This window comes from Streptomyces sp. NPDC007971 (assembly GCF_042958635.1).
Classification (GTDB): domain Bacteria; phylum Actinomycetota; class Actinomycetes; order Streptomycetales; family Streptomycetaceae; genus Streptomyces.
Window position 1 is genome coordinate 202,168 of the sequence record NZ_JBIBJK010000005.1, and the last position, 17,315, is coordinate 219,482.

Genomic DNA, 17,315 nt, shown 5'->3' on the forward strand with positions numbered 1-17,315 from the left:
TCTGCCTGAATCTCATACATGAACGATGTGCGTGTCTGTGAACTCTGTCCTCGTGAAGGTACGGACCAGCTGACGGGGCGTCAAGGTGTCTGGCACGAGAGGCCTGATCAGCGGCATGCCACGGGAATGCCCACGCCTCACCGCGCGTTGGAGAAGGGGAACACGAGGAGGAGCGGTCACTGTGCTTGATCCGCAGGGTTTGTACGCATGGGAGCCGAAGGGCCTGGCCGTCGTCGACATGGCACTGGCCCAGGAGTCGGCCGGACTTGTCATGCTCTACCACTTCGACGGATACATCGACGCGGGTGAGACCGGCGACCAGATCGTCGACCGGCTCCTCGACTCACTGCCCCACCAGGTCGTCGCGCGCTTCGACCACGACCGGCTCGTGGACTACCGGGCCCGCCGCCCGCTGCTGACCTTCACACGGGACCGCTGGACCGCGTACGAGGAACCGGGCATCGAGGTCAGGTTGGTCCAGGACGCCACCGGAGCACCCTTCCTGCTGCTGTCCGGCCCCGAGCCGGACGTGGAGTGGGAGCGCTTCGCCGCGGCCGTGCGGCAGATCGTGGAGCGGCTCGGGGTCCGCCTGTCGGTGAACTTCCACGGCATCCCCATGGGCGTCCCGCACACCCGCCCCGTGGGCCTCACCCCGCACGGCAACCGCACCGACCTCGTGCCGGGCCACCGCAGCCCCTTCGACGAGGCACAGGTGCCCGGCAGCGCCGAGTCGCTGTTGGAGTACCGCCTCATGGAGGCCGGGCACGACGTCCTCGGCGTCGCCGCGCACGTTCCGCACTACATCGCACGCTCCGCCTACCCGGACGCGGCGCTCACCGTCCTGGAAGCCATCACGGCCGCCACCGGCCTCGTGCTGCCGAGTGTCGCGCACTCCCTGCGCGCCGAGGCGCACCGCACGCAGACGGAGATCGACCGCCAGATCCAGGAGGGCGACGAGGAGCTGACCGCGCTCATCCAGGGCCTTGAGCACCAGTACGACGCCGCGGCGGGCGCCGACACCCGGGGCAACATGCTCGCCGAACCGGTGGACATTCCCTCCGCCGACGAGATCGGGCGGGAGTTCGAGCGATTTTTGGCGGAGCGGGAGGGCGACAACTAGGGCGGCTGCGCCGACCGTTCGAGGCGGGCCGGTGCCGGACGTGGCGCCGTCCGTGCCAGGGCCTAAGCTTCCGCTCATGCTGAAAGTGGGCCTGACCGGCGGTATCGGCGCCGGCAAGAGCGAGGTGTCGCGGCTGCTCGTGGAGCACGGGGCCGTGCTGATCGACTCCGACCGCATCGCGCGTGAGGTCGTCGAGCCCGGAACGCCCGGTCTGGCGGCCGTGGTGGAGGCCTTCGGTGAGGGCGTCCTCGCCGCCGACGGCAGCCTGGACCGCCCCAGGCTCGGCTCCATCGTGTTCGCCGACCCCGACCGGCTGGCCGTCCTCAACTCGATCGTGCATCCCCTGGTGGGCGACCGCTCCCGGGCGCTGGAGAGTGCCGCGGCCGACGACGCCGTCGTGATCCACGACGTCCCGCTGCTCACCGAGAACCGTCTGGCACCCCTCTACGACCTCGTGATCGTCGTCGACGCGAGCCCCGAGAACCAGCTCGACCGGCTGGTACGGCTGCGCGGGATGACCGAGAAGGACGCACGCGCGCGCATGGCCGCGCAGGCGAGCCGCGAGCAGCGCCGGGAGATCGCCGACATCGTGATCGACAACGACGTACCCCTGGACGCGCTGCGCAAGCGCGTGGCGGAGGTCTGGGACGAGCTCGTGCGCCGGGCGCACGTGCCCCGGACGGCGGCGGAGGACGGCCGGCCGTCCTGAGACGGCACGGAATAGCGGGCCGCGTCAGGGCGTTGAACGGCGACAGTGAGGGAAGGACTCAGCCGTGCCCGAGACCAGCGGTTCGACCGGACGTACTCCGGAGACGCATGTCATAGATTTCCGCGCCGCCGAGCAACTGCTCAACGCGCGGGATCCGCGGGGCGCGGTGAAACTGCTGGACAAAGTCATCGCCGCACACCCCGAGAACACCGCGGCCCGTCTGCTGCGTGCGCGCGCCTTCTTCGCCGCCGCTCAACTGCGGCCCGCCGAGCTGGAGTTCACCATCGTGCTGGAGCGCGAGCCGGACAACGCGTTCGCGCACTTCGCCCTCGCCCGCACGTATGAGCGCCAGGGCCGCCCCGACCAGGCCAAACGCCACTTCCGGCTGGCCGCCGCGCTCGATCCCAACCCGCGGTACCTGAAGGCGGCCGACTTCGACTCCTGAGCGCCGACCGGCCCGCACGCGGGCCACGGCAAGGAGCGGAGGTCCCGGGGCGGCCTAGGAGCGAGGGGCCCAGGGCGGCTGTCCAGGAGGCGCCTCGGGGGCGGGGGCCAGGTGGCACCTCAGGGGTGTCGGTGCCGCGGTGGTCCCGGGCTGGGCGGGCCGTTTTCCGGCGGCCGGTACGGCGGTACGTCCCGGCCCGGCTGGTAGTGCGGACCCTGCCGGATGTGTCTGAGGATCATGGTCATGTCGACGGTGACCACCAGCCACAGCACCCCGCAGGCGGCCGCCCAGCCGGGACGCCCGGCCAGTGCGAACGCCGCGGTGCCGAAGATCGCCCAGACCAGCCCCCACATGCTCAGCCAGAACCGCGCCCGCAGAGCACTGCGCGCGGTCGCCGGCTCACTTCCCGTACGCATGGGATCACCACTCCTCCTTGCAACGTACTCTTCGCCCGAGGCATGCACCAACGACGTTCGTCAAAGGGGGGCCGCGCCGTGCTGCCGGACACCGACGACCTGCCCGAAACGCTCCTCTACCTGGCCGTGCCGCACGAGGACATCAACGAACTGGTCGCGCTGCGGCGCACGGTGACGGGTGACCCGGGCACGCTGGGACTCCTTGAGCGGTGCGTCGAGGAACTGCTCCGGGACCCGCAGGACACGGGCCGCACGCCCGACCTCGGCGACCTGCTGGCGTCCGCCCCGACCTCCCTGAGCGGCGTCTTCGCCGTGTACGTCTTCCTCGCCGCGCTCCCGCACACCCTCGCCCACCACCGGGAACGGGGCATTCCGGCCGAGATCTCCCGGCACACCCTGGCCGATCTGGGCCGCCAGCTGGCCGTGCACCGCAGGCGGCACGGGCGGGCCGGGGTGCAGTCGCCGCGCTGGCTCGCCCTCCACTTCCGCGGGGAGCTGTACCAGCTGGGGCGGCTCCAGTTCGAGCGGGCGCGGCTCGGGCGGAGCAGCGCGTCGGTGATCGCGGCGGCCGGCCTGGACGCGGCACCGGGCACACCCTGCCTGAACCTGCACATACCCGACTTCCACGGTCCGCTGACACCGTCGGCCTGCGACCGTTCGCTGGCGCTGGCCCGGGAGTTCTTCGCCCTGCACTTCCCCGAGGAGCACGCCGAGGCCGTGCTGTGCCATTCCTGGCTGCTCGACCCCCAGCTGAAGCGGTACCTCGCCGCCCGGTCCAACATCGTCCGCTTCCAGGAGCGCTTCCGCCTCGCCCACGAGGACACGGAACCGGCCGACACCGAGCCCGTCCAGTTCGTCTTCGGGGATCCCGGCCTGCCGGTCGCCCGGCTGCCGCGGCGCACCGCCGTGGAGCGGGCCGTCGGTGACCATCTGCGGGCGGGAGGGCACTGGTACGTCGGACACGGGTGGTTTCCGCTCCAGGGGTGAGCGGTCCTGCTGTGGGGCAGATGGTTCCCGCATCGGGGGTGAAGGACACGAACGAGTGAACCGGTGCCGGGTGGGAACGGACGTGCGGTGGCCGCCCGTTGTTCGGGCATGACGGTCGACATGCGTGAGGGATACGAAGGAACGGGACCTGGTGCGATCACTCCGGACGGCTGTGCGGTAGAGCTCTACACACGGCTTCCGGTGGGAGACGAGCCGGAGGTCATCGCCGCCGCCGTGCCCGCCGGGGCGCACATCCTGGAGCTGGGCAGCGGAGTGGGCCGGGTGACCCATCCCCTGCTGGAGCGCGGCTTCACGGTCACGGCGGTGGACGAGGCCGCCGACATGCTCGCCCATGTCCGCGGGGCGCGCACGCTGTGCAAGCCGATCGAGAGCCTCGACCTGGGCGAGAAGTTCGACGTGGTGATGCTCGCGTCGTTCCTCGTCCACAACGGTGACGTCGAGGTGCGCCGGGACATGCTGCGCGCCTGTGCCCGGCATGTGGCGGAGGGCGGCTGTGTGCTCATCCAGAAGGAGGGCGAGGACTACCACACCAACATACCGAGGGAGCGGGTCGACCCGAGCGGTTTCACCGTGCGGATCGCGGCGTCGGAACCGGTCGGCGACGGGGTGCACTCGGTGCGCGCCGAGTATGTGTTCCCGGACGCGTCCTGGACGCAGACCTTCCTGGCCCGGCCGCTGACCAAGGAACAGTTCGAGGAGGCGCTGGCGGAGGCGGGACTGGAGGTGGACGCGTATCTGACCGAGGACGAGATGTGGGTGAGGGCGGTCCCGATGGCGTGAAGGGCGATGAGTTCTCGGACTGCGGCCGGTCTACCTCGGTGACAGCAGCCGGGACCGCTTCCCCCAGGAGAACCTCATGTCCGAGCCCCTCGCCCCCGTCACGTCCGCCTCTTCCGACTCCTCCGCCGCATCCGGGATCAACCGCGGTCGCCTCGCCCGGACCGCCCTGCGCACGGTGCAGGTGCTGCTCGCCCTCTTCTACGGGATCGCGAGCGCGCTGCCCAAACTGATCGCCCACCCGTCCGCCGTCGAGTCCTTCGACAGGATCGGCTGGGGCAGCGCGGGCATGTACGCCATCGGCGCGCTCGAACTGGCAGGCGCGGTAGCGCTGTTGGTGCCGGTGCTGCAGTCGGTGGCGGCGATGGCGCTGAGCGCACTCATGGTGGGCGCGTTCATCGTCCAGCTCACCGTCTTCGACGGCCAGTACGCGGTGACCCCGCTGATCCTGATCGTGCCGCTCGTCCTCATCGCCTGGGCCCGGCGCGGGCACAACGCGGACCTGCTGCGGCTTCTGCGACGGGCAAGGCGACAGGCGTGACCCGTACGGGACACCGTCGGCGACGTCGGCCGGGGCGCGGGCCCGGCCGACGTCACCGGTGCGCGGAGCCATGGGGGCGCCGGGGCACGGGGATGCGGAGGGGGCACGCCGAGGAAGCACGGGGACATGAAGGGAGGAGCACGCGGAGGAAGCACGGGGATGTGGAGGCGTCACGCGGAGGAAGCGCGGGGATGCGGGGCACGGTGACGATAGGTACGCCGACGATGCGCAGGCCGACCGGTGCGGCTCAGCGGCTCCGGGGGCGCCCGCCCGGTCCGCCGGGTGCCTGGCGCCCGCCGGGTCCGAGCAGCCCACCGGGTGACGGCCCGCCCGGTCCACCGATCCCGCCGACCCCACCCGTCCCGCCCAGCCCGCGCAGTCGTTCCAGCTCGCGGCGGTCCCGCTTGGTGGGGCGGCCGGCGCCGCGGTCGCGAAGGCCGGCCGGGGCCACGGACTCGCGGGGCGGAGGCGGGGGAGAGTTGTCGATGTAGCACTGGACGGCCACCGGGGCACCGACTCGCTTACGGATCAGGCGCTTGACGATCACGACGCGATCCCGGCCCTCGTGCCGCAGCCGCACCTCGTCGCCGACGCGTACGGAGTAGGCGGGCTTCACACGCTCGTCGTTGACGTGGACGTGTCCGCCACGGCAGGCGGCGGCGCCCAGGGAACGGGTCTTGACCAGGCGGACGGCCCAGATCCAGCTGTCGATGCGCACGGTTCCGCCCTGGGACGGTCCGGCGGCCTCGGCCGCGGCGACCGCGGCGGCGATCTTGGGATCGAGCGGCTCGGCCCCGGCGGCCCCGGCTGCCGAGGAACCCCCGGTGTCCTGGGCGGGGGCCGTGCCGTCCCGCCCGCCGGTGTCACCGTGCACGTTGTCGTCCGCGTCCTCGGAAGCCATGTCCCGACCTTAACCCGCCGCGCCGGACGAGCCGGAGGCAATAAATGGGGGAGGCCCTGCACCCAGGGAGCTGCCCTGCCGCGGCCGGCCCTCGCTGTCGCTCCGCGGGCCACCGCATCCCCCGGCCCGCACCGCTCGCGGTGGTGCACCGGCATACGGTGGCGGTATGGACGACAGCACCGCCCTCGCCAGGCTCGACCGGCGCGTTGCGGACTGCCGGGCCTGTCCCCGGCTGGTCGAGTGGCGCGAGGAGGTGGCCCGGACCAAGCGGGCCGCGTTCGCCGACTGGACGTACTGGGGGCGGCCGGTGCCCGGTTTCGGGCCGGCCGACGCCCGTCTGGTGATCATCGGGCTGGCTCCCGCCGCGCACGGGGGCAACCGCACCGGCCGCATGTTCACCGGCGACCGCTCCGGAGACGTGCTCTACCGGGCACTCCACGAGGTCGGGCTGGCCTCGCAGCCCACGTCCGTGCGCGCCGACGACGGCCTGGAGCTGTACGGCGTCCGCGTCACCGCGCCCGTGCACTGCGCGCCGCCCGCCAACAAACCGACTCCCGGTGAACGCGACACCTGCCGCCACTGGCTGGTCCAGGAGCTGAGGCTGCTGAGCCCGACGCTCAGGGCCGCCGTCGTCCTCGGTGCCTTCGGCTGGCAGGCCGCGCTGCCCGCGTTCGCGGAGGCGGGCTGGCCGGTGCCCCGGCCCCGCCCCGCCTTCGCCCACGGCGCCCGTGTCGCCCTGGGGGACCTGGACGTCTTCGGCTGCTTCCACGTCAGCCAGCGCAACACCTTCACCGGTCGGCTCACCCCCGGGATGCTGCGCGAGGTGCTGCGCACGGCCGCCGACACGGCCGGACTGCCGTAGGGGCCGCACGATCGGCGTCGCCGGGGAAGGCACCGGACCTCGTGCCCGGACCGCGTGCACCGGACCTCGTGTACTGGATTGCGTGTTCCGGACCTCGTGCCCAGACGGCGTGCAGTGGACCGCGTGCACCGGACCCCGTGCCCAGACCTCGTGCCCGGACAGCGTGCAGTGGACCGCGTGCTCCGGACCTCGGCGTCCTACCTCGGCGTCCCCGTCCCCCGACGTCTCCGCTGACAGGCCGCCGGGGGCGAGATGTGTTCCTCAGGGGTGCCACACGTACCGCACGTCCGGTTCCCGCTCCTCGTTGCCGCTGCCGTCCGTGCGTTCGGCGGCGACGAAACCGTGCCGCTCGTAGAAGCGGTGGGCGGGCGCGTTGACCTGGAAGGTCCACAGGGTGAGCCCGCCCGGGCTGCGCTCCTTGGCCAGCGCGACGAACCGGTCGCCGATGCCCTGGCCGCGCCGGCCGGGATCGAGGTACAGCTGGGACAGCTCGTCCCCGGCGAGCACCATCATGCCCACGATCCCGCCGTCGTCCGCCTGTGCCACCCAGGTCTCCCGCAACGGCACCACGACGTCCCGGAAGTAGTCGCGCACCTCGTCGTCGGAGTGCGCCCGGACGACCGTCGGCAGGGCGGCGGTGTAGGAGCGCAGCCAGACGTCGGCGACGGCCCGGGCGTCCGCCGCCACGGCCCGGCGCAGCACGATGCCGTCCGTCACCTGCCGTCCTCCCGCTCCGGCACCACGGCCGTCGCCGTGATCTCCACCAGCTGGTCCGTGTACCCGAGGCAGGCCACGCCGAGGAGGGTCGACGAGTGCGGGCCGGCACTGAGCCCCGACGCCTCGACCACCTCCCAGACGGCGGACAGCACAGCGGGCTCGCTGCTCACGACGTACACGTCGGTCGCCACGACATGCGCGAGGTCGCTGCCCACCGCGCGCAGTTGCTCCCGCAGGTTCCCGACCACCTGCTCGGCCTGCCGCACAGGGTCCCCGACTCCGACCACCTCCCCCTTCTCGTCGAGCGGCACGGCCCCCGCGAGGAAGGCGAGCCTGGTGCCGGCCTCGACGACGGAGGCGTGCGAGTAGGTGGGCGGAGGGAAGAGCGCGGGGGCGGTGATACGCCGGATCATGAGGGCTTCTCCTAGGGCGACCGGTGGACGACGTCCGATGGTCGATTCCCCACCACCGCGCGCGCACCTGATTTTTCAGGGCCACGCGACACGGGCAACGGACAGCGGAGGCAGCGGCACACGGGCTCCTGCTCTCCACCGACGCCGAGCCGGGCCGAGCCGGGCCGGGCCGCCATGAGCCCGGCACCGGGACCCCGATCGTCCTACGAGCGGATAATCCCTGGGATTCGGCCCGCAGTCGCTGCTAACGTCCCCGGCGTGGCGAAACTCAACCAGATCATCGCAGTCGAGAAGGGCGTCAAGTCCAAGGCGCAGCAGGACCTGACGGCAGTTCACCAGGGCCTGCAGAAGCCTGCTCTGCTGGCCGGTATCGCGCGGACGTACCAGCCGAAGGACGAGGAGGGCGAGCAGTTGCCGCCCGAGTCCACGCGGGTCCAGGCGAAGGCCGAGGACGTGCTGCGCGAGACCGCGAAGATCCTGACCAGGCTCTTCGATGTGACCGCCACCAAGGACTGGGCCAACTGCACGGCCCGCGCGGATGTGAAGGTCGAGGGGCAGGTGCTCGTCACCGACGTACCGGTGTCGTACCTGCTGTTCCTGGAGAAGCAGCTCGCCGACCTCAACAGCCTGGTCCGCAGGCTGCCGGTCCTCGACGCCTCGGAGTCCTGGCTGCAGGACCCCTCCACCGACGCGTGGAAGACCGAGCCCGTACGGACGCTGCGCACCAAGAAGGTGCCGCGCAACCACGTCAAGGCCGAGGCGACGGAGAAGCATCCGGCGCAGGTCGAGGTCTACTACGAGGACGTGCCGGTCGGTTACTGGACCACCGTGAAGTTCTCCGGCGCCCTCCCGGCCCGCCGCGTCAACGAACTCCTCGACCGTGTGGAGAAGTTGCAGCAGGCCGTGAAGTTCGCCCGTGAGGAGGCGAACGGCGTCGACGTGGTCGACCAGCGGGTCGGTGACGCGGTGTTCGGCTACCTCTTCGGATGAGGGCGACTCCGATAAACTGAAGACTCCCCGGTTCTTTGTGACCGGGGTGCGCGAGGAGCGCAAGCTGACGCTGAAGCTTGTCGTGATGAGCGGTCCCCCGCCTCAAGGGCGGACCGCGTTCAATCTCAGACTCTTGCTCCAGACTCAGCATTCGCCGCCGATCGCCGGAACCACCGGGCCCGGACCCCGGTACGCCGAGATGCTGGTTCAAGTCCAGTCCGCGCAGCTCGATGCGTGGTGGTCCAAAGGCAGGACGCGGCGTCATCACACTGATCCGGGCTCTCCAACGGGCCGGCGTGTGCATATGGGCGGCATCACAGGACCCGGGGGCAGGCTACGCCCTCGGGTCCGCTCCTTTTCTGCCCGCTTGCCGCTCCCCTCGTCCTGTCCTCGCGCACTCCTCGGGCTCCCCTCCCGCACCCTTCGCGCGCTCCTCCGGTTGAACTGCCCGTTCACCAGGAAGACGTGCGCGATGGCCTGCCCTTGCTCAGGGAGCATGCACCGCCAGCGGATGCACGCCCCGGGCAGATACCCGCGCGTTCCGGGACCCTGCCCGGCTGCACCACTTCATGGGACGCGAAGCGGGTCCCCCGTAGGCCCTGCGGAGGCCGAGTGTCACCGAACACCCTGTCGCGGAAGGCTCTTTGAGTGCGCATCCGCATGGTCCAGGTCCGTCAGGAGCCTTTCCATGTCGGTCATGAGCGAGCCGTAGACGTGCCACGCACCGGGCTTGGTGAGAGTGCCCCCGCCGATCAGGCTGGTCATGGTGTCGTGCCAGGCCGATGCCCCGTCCATCGCTCGCCGTAGACGTTTACGGCGTATCGCGTCGGGTGAACCGGCCGGGCCGGTCCGCTGGACGAACTCTTGGACGGCCGCTCCCGCCAACTGCAGCGTCTCGGCATAGCGGTCGAGGAACTGGTGGCCCAGGTGGTGGTCGGTGTGGTGGTCGTGGGCATTGTCGGCAAGAGTCCGTGCGATGCCGCGTACCTGCAGGGAGACGCCACACAGTGCCCCGAATGCCTCGCTCGAGGGCACTTCCCTGCGGCGGGCATGGGCGACGCAGCGGGTGTTCCAATGCAGGCTTTCGTGGGCCTGGCGCACCTGCTCCTGCGCCTGGGCGAGGCGCTCGTCCAGGCTGCGTGCGCGGTGAAGCCAGCCGTGAGCCCTGGAGGCGAGCTGTCGGCCTTCCAGACCGGCCCCCATGTCGCGTAGCAGTGACCCCATGGCGTCGGCGAGTTCGCGTACGGCGGAGTCGGACTCGTCGAGATACAGCGGAGGCAGCAGCAGAGCGTTCACGGCAATGCCCACAACCGCTCCAGTGAGGGTCTGCAGGATGGGGCCCACGACACCGCCCAGGGGATCGGTCGCCGTGGCGGCCAGCGCGATGACCGCGGTCGAGGCGATCTGCAGCCGGTCATCGGCGGTGCGGCGGGGGCCCGCCAGCGCCGCGAGGAGGGCGATGACCGCCGCGGCGCCCGCGGTCGGCCCCAGCAGCCGAGTGGCCCCGAGCGCGAGGGCCAGGCCCGCGATCCGTGCCGCTACGTTGTGCACCGCCTTCGTCACGGACTGGTGCACGGTGGACGCGTTGACCATCAGCAGAGCCGTGGCCACTGCCAGGAACGGGCGCCCCGCCGCAGCCCACGGCGCCGCGGCACCCCACGCGAGCAGGGCCGCGATCAGCGTCTTGGCCCCGTGCACCGCATGGCCGGGGCGCCGGGCGGACCGGCGTAGGACGGGCCCTGCCAGGCGTGACACCCTCGCGGGAACCAGTCGCGGCAGAGTGGTTGAAAGTTGCACGATATAGAGGGTGGCACGTTCTCCTGTCATGGGCCTCGTGATGTCCGCCACGGTCGCGTCGCCAGTGCGAAGGGCGGGTGCGATCCGGGCGCGGTGGGCGCCGCCCTCCGCCCTGGATCGGGCCGTCGAGGTGACGTTCCCCCACGGTAATGGTTTAGTGTTCAACTACTTGCCTCGTGCATAGCCTTCATCCCGCCGTCACCACGGCAGGATCCACAGCTCGTCGTCCCACAACGACGCGCTGCACAGGAAGGCATGATGATGACCAAGCTCATACGGCGTACGGCGACCATGGGTGTCTCCGCTGTCCTCGCGGGAGCCGCCCTCCTGGCCGCCGGCGGCTCCGCCGTCGCGGCCCCCGACCACCTCGACGCACGCACTCCGGCTCACGCCGCCGTAGTCGTGGATGCCAAGGCCCACACTGCCCACCACAACCACGGCGCCACCCGTCCCGACCCCTGGATCGCAGGCCAGCTGACGATGATCGACCCCTGGATCTCCGATCAGCCGGCACTGTTTACGGCTCGCGCTTGAGAGCGTCCCGCGCGAGGCAGCGGCGCACGGGAGAGGCCGACAAGAAGGCAACGATGCCGCGCATGACGGCCTCGCATTGCGTTCATAAAGAAACCACCCACCAGGGCACCTTTCACCTCCCCGAAACGTGATCGCCGGGTTTGCTCGGGAAACGCGATCTACTGTGGGCGGCACACCGACAAGCCCGGCCACCGTCGTCCGAAGGCTCACCCCGCCTTCGTGTGAAGCATCCGAAGGCTCACCCCGCCTTCGTCAGAAGCATCCGAAGGCCCACTCCGCCCTCGTATGAACAGGAACCCCGTGTCGCGCCCCGCCGCACCGTCACTTCCCCTCTGGCTTGCCCACGCCTTCCGCACCCAGCGCGGGCCGGTCCCCTGGAGCGCGGTGACCCGGGGCGCGCTCGCCGCCGGGCCGCTGCTGCTCGCCGGTGTGCTCGGCGGGCGCATCGCCGACGGAGTCCTCGCCGCCATCGCCGCGATGCTCGCCGGCATCAACGACCGGCCCGGCAGCAGGCGGGCTTCCGTCAGGCGGCTCGGCGCGCCCGCGCTGGCCGGGGCTCTCGGGCTGCTCGTGGGGTCGTACGCCGGGCAGCAGCTGGCCGCCCTTCCCCTGACCCTGCTCCTGACCGTGCTGGGGCTGGCCGCCGGGGGTATCAGCGCCGTCGGGCCCGTCGCCTCGGCCGCCGGGACGCAGTTGCTCGTCACCGCCGCCATCGGCGCAGGGATGCCCGCGGCCGAGAGCGGCTGGCAGCGGGCCCTCGCGTTCCTCGCCGGGGCCGGCTGGCTGCTCGTGCTGAGGCTGGTGCTGCCCTCGCCCGGTTCGCTCGCCGGTGACTTCCGCTTCGACGGGGAGCGGGAGGCGGTCGCCGACGTCTACGACGCCGTCGCCGCACTGCTCGACGCAGTGGGTGGTGCGACGGCCACCGCCCGGCGGGCCGCGCTCACCGCCGCCCTCGACCATGCCCAGGACGCCCTCGCCGGACCCCGGCTGCGCCGGCTCGCAGCCTCCGCCGCCGAGCGCAGGCTGCACACCCAGTACGCCGCCGCGCTGCCCCTCGCCGAGGCGGCCACCGCCCTCGCCTGGGCGGGCGAACCGCTCTCCGCGCGGGCGGCGGAGGGACCCCGGCGGCTCGCCGCCGCGGTCCGCGGCAACACCGGCAGCGGTCCGCTGCCCGCCCCCAGCCGGTCCGTTCCCGCCCTGCGCGCCCTCGACGACGCCCTGCTGCGCGCCGCGGAGGCCTTCGACCGGGCCGAGGAGGGTGACCGCCGGCTGTTCGCCCGGCGAGCGGGCACGACGGGCGGCGGGGCCGGGAGTGGTGACGACCGGCTGCGGGTCCGGCGCGGGGGCCCACGGGGCGACGGAGCCGAGGGCGATGATCGCCGGCTGCTCGCCCGGCGGCGAAGCCCGAAGGACGTCGTACGGGTTGCTCTCGGTGCCGGCGGGCGCGAGTACGGGCTGCGTGTCGCCCTCTGCTTCGGAGCCAGCGCGGCCATCGCCCAGGCCCTGCACCACGCACGCTGGTACGGGCAGCACCAGCACTGGTACTGGCTGCCCGCCACCGCCGTCTTCCTCGTCAAGCCCGACCTCGGCCCGCTCGCCTCCCGCGTGCTGTGCCGGGCCGCCGGGACCGTGCTCGGCGCCCTGGTGTTCGCCGGGCTCGCCGCGCTGCTGCCGCGCCCGGAGGGACTGATCGTGCTGGTGGCGGTGTGCGGGGCGCTTATCCCGGTCGCCACCCGGAATTTCGCCGCGCTGACGGCCGTCGTCACCGTCCTCGTGCTCGCCCTGGTCATGGCCGGCGGTGAGCCGCAGGCCTCCGTCAGCCGGATCGGCGAGACGCTGCTGGCCTGCGCGATCGTGCTGATCGTCGGGCATCTTCCGATGCCGGGGGAGCGCGGCGGCGGGGTGCGGGCCCGGCTCGCCGCCGCCGGGAGCGCGGCGCACGCCTACCTCGTGCACGTTCTGAGCGAGTCCGGCGACCGTGCCGAACGCTGGGCGCTGCGCCGTGAGGCCTACCGCACCCTCGCCGAGGCCCGTGCCGCCATCGCGCTCGCCGCCGCCGAACTGCCCGCCCTCGCCCGGCACACCGAGGGCACGGACGACGTCGCCGCCGTCCTCGAACGGCTGGTCGACACCACCACCGCCTGCGCCGTGCACCTCGACGACACCGGCCGCCTCACCCCCCGGCACAACCGCCAACTGGAAGAACTGCTGGACGCGTTGGACAGGAGCCAGGAGTGGGCCGGGCTGCCGGCCGCCGCCTAGCACCCGGACGAGCGGTTCGGCTCACCTGACGGCACGACACCGTCGTACGTTGGGTCCATGAGTGTCTCCCCGGCCGACCTCGTCATCACCGGCTGCACCGTCCTCGTGCACGACGAGGAGGAGAGGATCGCCTTCCGCGAGGACGCCGCGATCGTCGTCCGCGACGGGGCGATCGCGTCCGTGACCACCGCGGTGGCCGCAGCGGACCTGGAGGCGGGGGAGCGGATCGACGCGCGCGGGCAGGTCGCGATGCCCGGGCTCGTCAACTGCCACACCCACGCGCCGATGGTCGCCCTGCGCGGCCTCGCCGAGGACCTGCCGGTCGAGGAGTGGTTCAACGACGTCGTCTGGCCCGTCGAGTCCAACCTCACCGAGAAGGACGTGGAGCTGGGGGCCCGGCTCGCCTGTGCCGAGATGATCCGCGGCGGGGTCACCTGCTTCGCCGACCACTACTTCCACATGGACGCCGTCGCCGACGTGGTCACCGAGTGCGGCATGCGCGCGCAGCTCGGTGAGGCCTACTTCTCCTCGCAGGGTCCGCAAGGGCGGGAACGGTCGCTGGAGTTCGCGCTGAACCACCGGGGCGCGGCCGGCGGGCGCATCACCACGGCCCTCGCCCCGCACGCCCCCTACACCGTCACCGACGCCGACCTCACCGCCACCGCCGGCCTCGCCCGCGCGCACGGCCTGCCCGTCCATCTGCACGCCGCCGAGAACCGCGACCAGACCGACGCCAGTCTCGCCCGGCACGGCGTCACCCCCGTCGAGGTCCTCCACCGCACCGGACTCCTCGACACCGACCTGCTCATCGCCCACGGCACCGGCATCATCGAGCGCGACCTGCCGCTCCTCGCCCGCACGGGCGGCCGTACGGCGGTGGCGACCGCACCCCGCGGCTACCTCAGGTTCGCCTGGCCCGGCACCACCCCGGTACGGGCCCTGCGCGCGATCGGCGTCCCCGTCGGACTCGCCACGGACGGCGCCGCCTCCAACAACTCCCTCGACGTGTGGGAGGCGATGACCCTCACCTCCCTGATCCAGAAGTCCACCGAGGGCGACCCGCGCTGGCTGACCTCCCGCCAGGCCCTGCACCACGCGACCGTGCAGAGCGCCCGCGCCGTCGGCCTCGGCGCGAGCATCGGCAGCCTCGCGCCCGGCCGCCGCGCCGACATCATCCTGGTCGACCTCACCGGCCCGCACACCCGCCCGGTCCACGACCTCGCCGCGACCCTCGTGCACAGCGCCCGCAGTGCCGACGTCCGCACCACCGTCGTGGACGGGCGCGTGCTGATGCGCGACCGCGAGCTGCTCACCCTCGATGTGCCGTGTGTCGTACGGGAGTTGGAGCGGCGGCTGCCCTTGCTGACCGACCGCGGGCACGGCCGGCGCATCCAGGAGTACGACACCTGAGGACGGCACCCGCGTCCGCGTAGGCTGCCGTCATGGATCTCGCGGACGGCCTTCTCGACCACCCCTACGACGTCTACCGGCGCCTGCGCGACACGGCGCCCGTGCACCGCATCACCGGCCCCGACGGCACCCCCGCCTGGCTGGTCACCCGGTACGAGGACGTCAGGGCCGCGCTCGCCGATCCGCGGCTCTCGCTCGACAAACGGAACGCCACGGCGGGCACGTACAAGGGGCTCTCCCTGCCGCCCGCCCTCGACGCCAACCTGCTGAACATGGACCCGCCCGACCACACCCGTATCCGGCGTCTGGTCGGGCGCGCCTTCACCCCGCGCCGCGTCCAGCAGCTCCGCGCGCCGATCCGGCGCACCGCCGACCAGCTCCTCGACGCCCTCGGCACGCACGGCACCGCCGACCTCGTCGCCTCCTACGCCGCCCCCCTGCCGATCACGGTCATCTGCGACCTGCTCGGCATTCCGGAAGGGGACCGGCTGGACTTCCGGCAGTGGACCGACAGCCTCACGGCCCCCGACCCCGCCCGCCCCCGGGCGGCCAAGGAAGCGATGGCGGCCATGCTCGAGTTCCTCACGCTGCTGGTGGCGGCCAAGCGCCGGGCGCCCGCCGACGACCTCCTCTCCGACCTGATCGCCGTACGCGACGAGGGCGACCGGCTCGGCGAGGAGGAGCTGATGTCCCTGGCCTTCCTCATCCTCTTCGCCGGGTACGAGAACACCGTCCAGCTCATCGGCAACGCTGTGCTCGCCCTCCTCCAGCACCCGGACCAGCTCGCCGCCCTGCGCAAGGAGCCGGAGCGACTCCCCGCCGCCGTCGAGGAGTTCGCCCGCTACGAGGGCCCCATGCTGCTCGCCATGCGCCGGTTCCCGGTCGAGGACGTGACGATCGCCGGGGTGACCGTGCCGGCGGGCGAGACGGTCTGGGTGTCCCTGGCCGCCGCCGACCGCGATCCCGCCCGCTTCCCCGACCCCGACCGTCTCGACCTCTCCCGCGACGCCTCGGGCCATCTCGCCCTCGGCCACGGCATCCACTACTGCCTGGGCGCCCCGCTCGCACGCGCGGAGACCGAGATCGCCCTCGCCGCGCTGCTGGAGCGCTTCCCCGAACTGGCCCTCGGCGCGGGCGAACTGCGGTGGCGCTCCTCCTCGCGGGCCCGTGGGCTGGTCGCACTGCCCGTCACCTACTGACGGTCCGTGCACGCAAAAGCCCTGCCGGCGCCTGAGAAAAAATCCGGTCGCGCAGCGATGAGTTCCGCTCCCGCCGACGGTCACCACCCCGAACCGGCCGTCGGACAGGAGGGCACATGTCGCTTCCGGAGATCGTCTCGCGCGAACAATGGCGCGCGGCGCGCGAGGAGTTGCTGCGCAAGGAGGAAGCGGTCGGCAGAGCGCGGCAGGCACTGAGCGCCGAGCGGCGGCGGCTGCCGATGGTCGAGGTCGATCCGGCGTACCTCTTCGAGGGCGGCGACGGCAAGGCCACCCTCCTGGACCTCTTCGAGGGACGGACCCAGCTCGTCGTCCACCACTTCATGTTCGCGCCGCACTGGGAGGCGGGTTGTCCGTGCTGCGCGGCCTTCCTCGACCAGGTCGGGCACCTCGCCCATCTGCGGGCCCGCAACACCTCGTTCGCGGCCGTCTCCCGGGCACCCTTCACCCGGATCCTCCCGTTCAAGGCACGGATGGGCTGGGCGGTGCCGTGGTATTCGTCCAGTCCCGGCGACTTCAACCCCGACTTCGGGGCGAGTGTGGAGCGGGACGGCGAGCTGGTCGAGCGAGCGGGCCTGAGCTGCTTCCTGCGGCAGTGCGACCGGGTCTTCCACACCTACTCGGTGTACGACGAGGGACTGGACGGACTCGGCGCGGTCGCCGGTCTGCTCGACCTGACCGCGCTCGGCCGCAGCCCGCAGGGCAGCGACCGGCTCCGGTACCACGACGAGTACGACGACTGACACCGGTGACACCCATGGCACCGGTGCCATCGATGACACCGGTGCCATCGAGAACACCGACGGCGGTCTCTCTCCGCCTCTCCGCCCTCTTGGCCGTCGCCTGAACGGCGTCGCGTCCGTCGCCCGAACGTGTGTTGTTCGCGTCGCAAGGTGCACGGACCCTCACGATCCGCAATGAACACGTGTCGGCAATGTCTCAGTCCCGTCACCGAGCGAGCCGTTTCCCTTCTCCAGGGCGTTAACTCCCACAAGTACGACGCTTTCTGGAGGTGCGAGATGGTGAACGGGCGAACCGTGCTCGAGCGCTTTCCCGCCGGCGGCCCGCGCGGATCGTGGCCCGCGGAGGAGTTCGCGCACGCGCGACGTCTCGAAGGCCTGCCGGCCGAGGTCGTCATGGACCTCGCGACGGACACGTTCCTGGTGATCGTGCGGGGCGGTGACGGCGGACGGTGA

Annotated in this window: 19 protein-coding genes; 14 read left to right on the forward strand and 5 right to left on the reverse strand. The window is 72.1% G+C overall.

Going from position 1 to position 17,315, the window contains the following annotated elements:
- The first annotated feature begins 181 nt into the window (after positions 1 to 181).
- The 3 genes from ACFZCP_RS12215 (at position 182) to ACFZCP_RS12225 (ending at position 2,274) form a co-directional block, all read left to right on the forward strand.
- Positions 182 to 1,120: a PAC2 family protein gene (locus ACFZCP_RS12215; protein ID WP_391426490.1), complete on the forward strand. Its 939-nt coding sequence runs from the start codon at positions 182 to 184 to the stop codon at positions 1,118 to 1,120.
- A gap of 76 nt (positions 1,121 to 1,196) precedes the next feature.
- A complete protein-coding gene (gene coaE, locus ACFZCP_RS12220) occupies positions 1,197 to 1,829 on the forward strand; it encodes a dephospho-CoA kinase (protein WP_391426492.1) in 633 nt (210 codons plus the stop codon).
- 64 nt (positions 1,830 to 1,893) lie between these two features.
- Entirely contained in the window at positions 1,894 to 2,274 is a 381-nt protein-coding gene (locus tag ACFZCP_RS12225) for a tetratricopeptide repeat protein (RefSeq protein ID WP_391426494.1), read from the forward strand.
- 119 nt (positions 2,275 to 2,393) lie between these two features.
- Here the strand turns inward: ACFZCP_RS12225 and ACFZCP_RS12230 are convergent, their stop codons facing one another.
- Positions 2,394 to 2,690, reverse strand: a complete 297-nt coding sequence (locus ACFZCP_RS12230) for a DUF6343 family protein (protein ID WP_391426495.1) — start codon at positions 2,688 to 2,690, stop codon at positions 2,394 to 2,396.
- Positions 2,691 to 2,768: 78 nt separating this feature from the next.
- On the opposite strand from ACFZCP_RS12230, the gene ACFZCP_RS12235 reads away from it, so the two are divergent.
- The 3 genes from ACFZCP_RS12235 to ACFZCP_RS12245 all read left to right on the forward strand — a co-directional run bounded on the left by ACFZCP_RS12235 (position 2,769) and on the right by ACFZCP_RS12245 (position 5,016).
- A complete protein-coding gene (locus ACFZCP_RS12235) occupies positions 2,769 to 3,677 on the forward strand; it encodes an acyltransferase domain-containing protein (RefSeq protein ID WP_391426497.1) in 909 nt (302 codons plus the stop codon).
- Between the two features lie 120 nt (positions 3,678 to 3,797).
- Positions 3,798 to 4,478, forward strand: coding sequence for a methyltransferase domain-containing protein (locus ACFZCP_RS12240; protein WP_391426498.1), 681 nt, complete (start codon positions 3,798 to 3,800; stop codon positions 4,476 to 4,478).
- Positions 4,479 to 4,554: 76 nt separating this feature from the next.
- Positions 4,555 to 5,016, forward strand: coding sequence for a DoxX family protein (locus tag ACFZCP_RS12245; RefSeq protein ID WP_391426499.1), 462 nt, complete (start codon positions 4,555 to 4,557; stop codon positions 5,014 to 5,016).
- 247 nt (positions 5,017 to 5,263) lie between these two features.
- On the opposite strand, the gene ACFZCP_RS12250 is transcribed toward ACFZCP_RS12245, so the two are convergent.
- Positions 5,264 to 5,917, reverse strand: coding sequence for a S4 domain-containing protein (locus ACFZCP_RS12250; RefSeq protein ID WP_391426501.1), 654 nt, complete (start codon positions 5,915 to 5,917; stop codon positions 5,264 to 5,266).
- A gap of 166 nt (positions 5,918 to 6,083) precedes the next feature.
- On the opposite strand from ACFZCP_RS12250, the gene ACFZCP_RS12255 reads away from it, so the two are divergent.
- Positions 6,084 to 6,779 (forward strand): uracil-DNA glycosylase family protein, encoded by a 696-nt coding sequence (locus ACFZCP_RS12255; protein WP_391426502.1) that lies wholly within the window; start codon positions 6,084 to 6,086, stop codon positions 6,777 to 6,779.
- Positions 6,780 to 7,040: 261 nt separating this feature from the next.
- Here the strand turns inward: ACFZCP_RS12255 and ACFZCP_RS12260 are convergent, their stop codons facing one another.
- Together ACFZCP_RS12260 and ACFZCP_RS12265 are read right to left on the reverse strand one after the other, a co-directional pair.
- Entirely contained in the window at positions 7,041 to 7,496 is a 456-nt protein-coding gene (locus ACFZCP_RS12260; protein WP_391426503.1) for a GNAT family N-acetyltransferase, read from the reverse strand.
- A complete protein-coding gene (locus ACFZCP_RS12265) occupies positions 7,493 to 7,909 on the reverse strand; it encodes a Rid family hydrolase (protein ID WP_391426505.1) in 417 nt (138 codons plus the stop codon). Before ACFZCP_RS12265 ends, ACFZCP_RS12260 begins: the two co-directional genes overlap by 4 nt.
- A gap of 258 nt (positions 7,910 to 8,167) precedes the next feature.
- Between ACFZCP_RS12265 and ACFZCP_RS12270 the strand changes: the two genes are divergently transcribed.
- On the forward strand, positions 8,168 to 8,899 hold the full coding sequence (locus tag ACFZCP_RS12270; RefSeq protein WP_362680224.1) for a hypothetical protein: 732 nt from the start codon (positions 8,168 to 8,170) through the stop codon (positions 8,897 to 8,899).
- Positions 8,900 to 9,514: 615 nt separating this feature from the next.
- Here ACFZCP_RS12270 and ACFZCP_RS12275 read toward each other — a convergent pair.
- The gene (locus tag ACFZCP_RS12275; RefSeq protein WP_391426508.1) at positions 9,515 to 10,654 is read right to left on the reverse strand and encodes a hypothetical protein; all 1,140 of its coding nucleotides are present in this window, start codon (positions 10,652 to 10,654) and stop codon (positions 9,515 to 9,517) included.
- A 297-nt stretch (positions 10,655 to 10,951) separates the two neighbouring features.
- Here ACFZCP_RS12275 and ACFZCP_RS12280 point away from each other — a divergent pair, with 297 nt between their 5' ends.
- The 6 genes from ACFZCP_RS12280 (at position 10,952) to ACFZCP_RS12305 (ending at position 17,315) form a co-directional block, all read left to right on the forward strand.
- Positions 10,952 to 11,230, forward strand: coding sequence for a hypothetical protein (locus tag ACFZCP_RS12280; RefSeq protein ID WP_391426511.1), 279 nt, complete (start codon positions 10,952 to 10,954; stop codon positions 11,228 to 11,230).
- Positions 11,231 to 11,530: 300 nt separating this feature from the next.
- The gene (locus ACFZCP_RS12285; RefSeq protein ID WP_391426513.1) at positions 11,531 to 13,492 is read left to right on the forward strand and encodes an FUSC family protein; all 1,962 of its coding nucleotides are present in this window, start codon (positions 11,531 to 11,533) and stop codon (positions 13,490 to 13,492) included.
- Between the two features lie 57 nt (positions 13,493 to 13,549).
- Positions 13,550 to 14,902, forward strand: coding sequence for an amidohydrolase family protein (locus ACFZCP_RS12290; protein WP_391426515.1), 1,353 nt, complete (start codon positions 13,550 to 13,552; stop codon positions 14,900 to 14,902).
- 32 nt (positions 14,903 to 14,934) lie between these two features.
- Positions 14,935 to 16,101 (forward strand): cytochrome P450, encoded by a 1,167-nt coding sequence (locus ACFZCP_RS12295; RefSeq protein ID WP_391426517.1) that lies wholly within the window; start codon positions 14,935 to 14,937, stop codon positions 16,099 to 16,101.
- Positions 16,102 to 16,217: 116 nt separating this feature from the next.
- Positions 16,218 to 16,862, forward strand: a complete 645-nt coding sequence (locus tag ACFZCP_RS12300) for a DUF899 family protein (RefSeq protein ID WP_391426519.1) — start codon at positions 16,218 to 16,220, stop codon at positions 16,860 to 16,862.
- A gap of 276 nt (positions 16,863 to 17,138) precedes the next feature.
- On the forward strand, positions 17,139 to 17,315 hold the full coding sequence (locus ACFZCP_RS12305; protein WP_362680240.1) for a hypothetical protein: 177 nt from the start codon (positions 17,139 to 17,141) through the stop codon (positions 17,313 to 17,315).

What these genes read in the sequence shown, in the direction of transcription:
- ACFZCP_RS12300 (WP_391426519.1), top strand. Translation starts at nt 16,218, where the DNA reads ATGTCGCTTCCGGAGATCGTCTCGCGCGAACAATGGCGCGCGGCGCGC.
- ACFZCP_RS12290 (WP_391426515.1), top strand. Translation starts at nt 13,550, where the DNA reads ATGAGTGTCTCCCCGGCCGACCTCGTCATCACCGGCTGCACCGTCCTC.
- ACFZCP_RS12240 (WP_391426498.1), top strand. Translation starts at nt 3,798, where the DNA reads ATGCGTGAGGGATACGAAGGAACGGGACCTGGTGCGATCACTCCGGAC.
- ACFZCP_RS12265 (WP_391426505.1), bottom strand. Translation starts at nt 7,909, where the DNA reads ATGATCCGGCGTATCACCGCCCCCGCGCTCTTCCCTCCGCCCACCTAC.
- ACFZCP_RS12230 (WP_391426495.1), bottom strand. Translation starts at nt 2,690, where the DNA reads ATGCGTACGGGAAGTGAGCCGGCGACCGCGCGCAGTGCTCTGCGGGCG.
- ACFZCP_RS12295 (WP_391426517.1), top strand. Translation starts at nt 14,935, where the DNA reads ATGGATCTCGCGGACGGCCTTCTCGACCACCCCTACGACGTCTACCGG.
- ACFZCP_RS12280 (WP_391426511.1), top strand. Translation starts at nt 10,952, where the DNA reads ATGATGATGACCAAGCTCATACGGCGTACGGCGACCATGGGTGTCTCC.
- ACFZCP_RS12305 (WP_362680240.1), top strand. Translation starts at nt 17,139, where the DNA reads ATGGTGAACGGGCGAACCGTGCTCGAGCGCTTTCCCGCCGGCGGCCCG.
- coaE (WP_391426492.1), top strand. Translation starts at nt 1,197, where the DNA reads ATGCTGAAAGTGGGCCTGACCGGCGGTATCGGCGCCGGCAAGAGCGAG.
- ACFZCP_RS12245 (WP_391426499.1), top strand. Translation starts at nt 4,555, where the DNA reads ATGTCCGAGCCCCTCGCCCCCGTCACGTCCGCCTCTTCCGACTCCTCC.
- ACFZCP_RS12255 (WP_391426502.1), top strand. Translation starts at nt 6,084, where the DNA reads ATGGACGACAGCACCGCCCTCGCCAGGCTCGACCGGCGCGTTGCGGAC.
- ACFZCP_RS12250 (WP_391426501.1), bottom strand. Translation starts at nt 5,917, where the DNA reads ATGGCTTCCGAGGACGCGGACGACAACGTGCACGGTGACACCGGCGGG.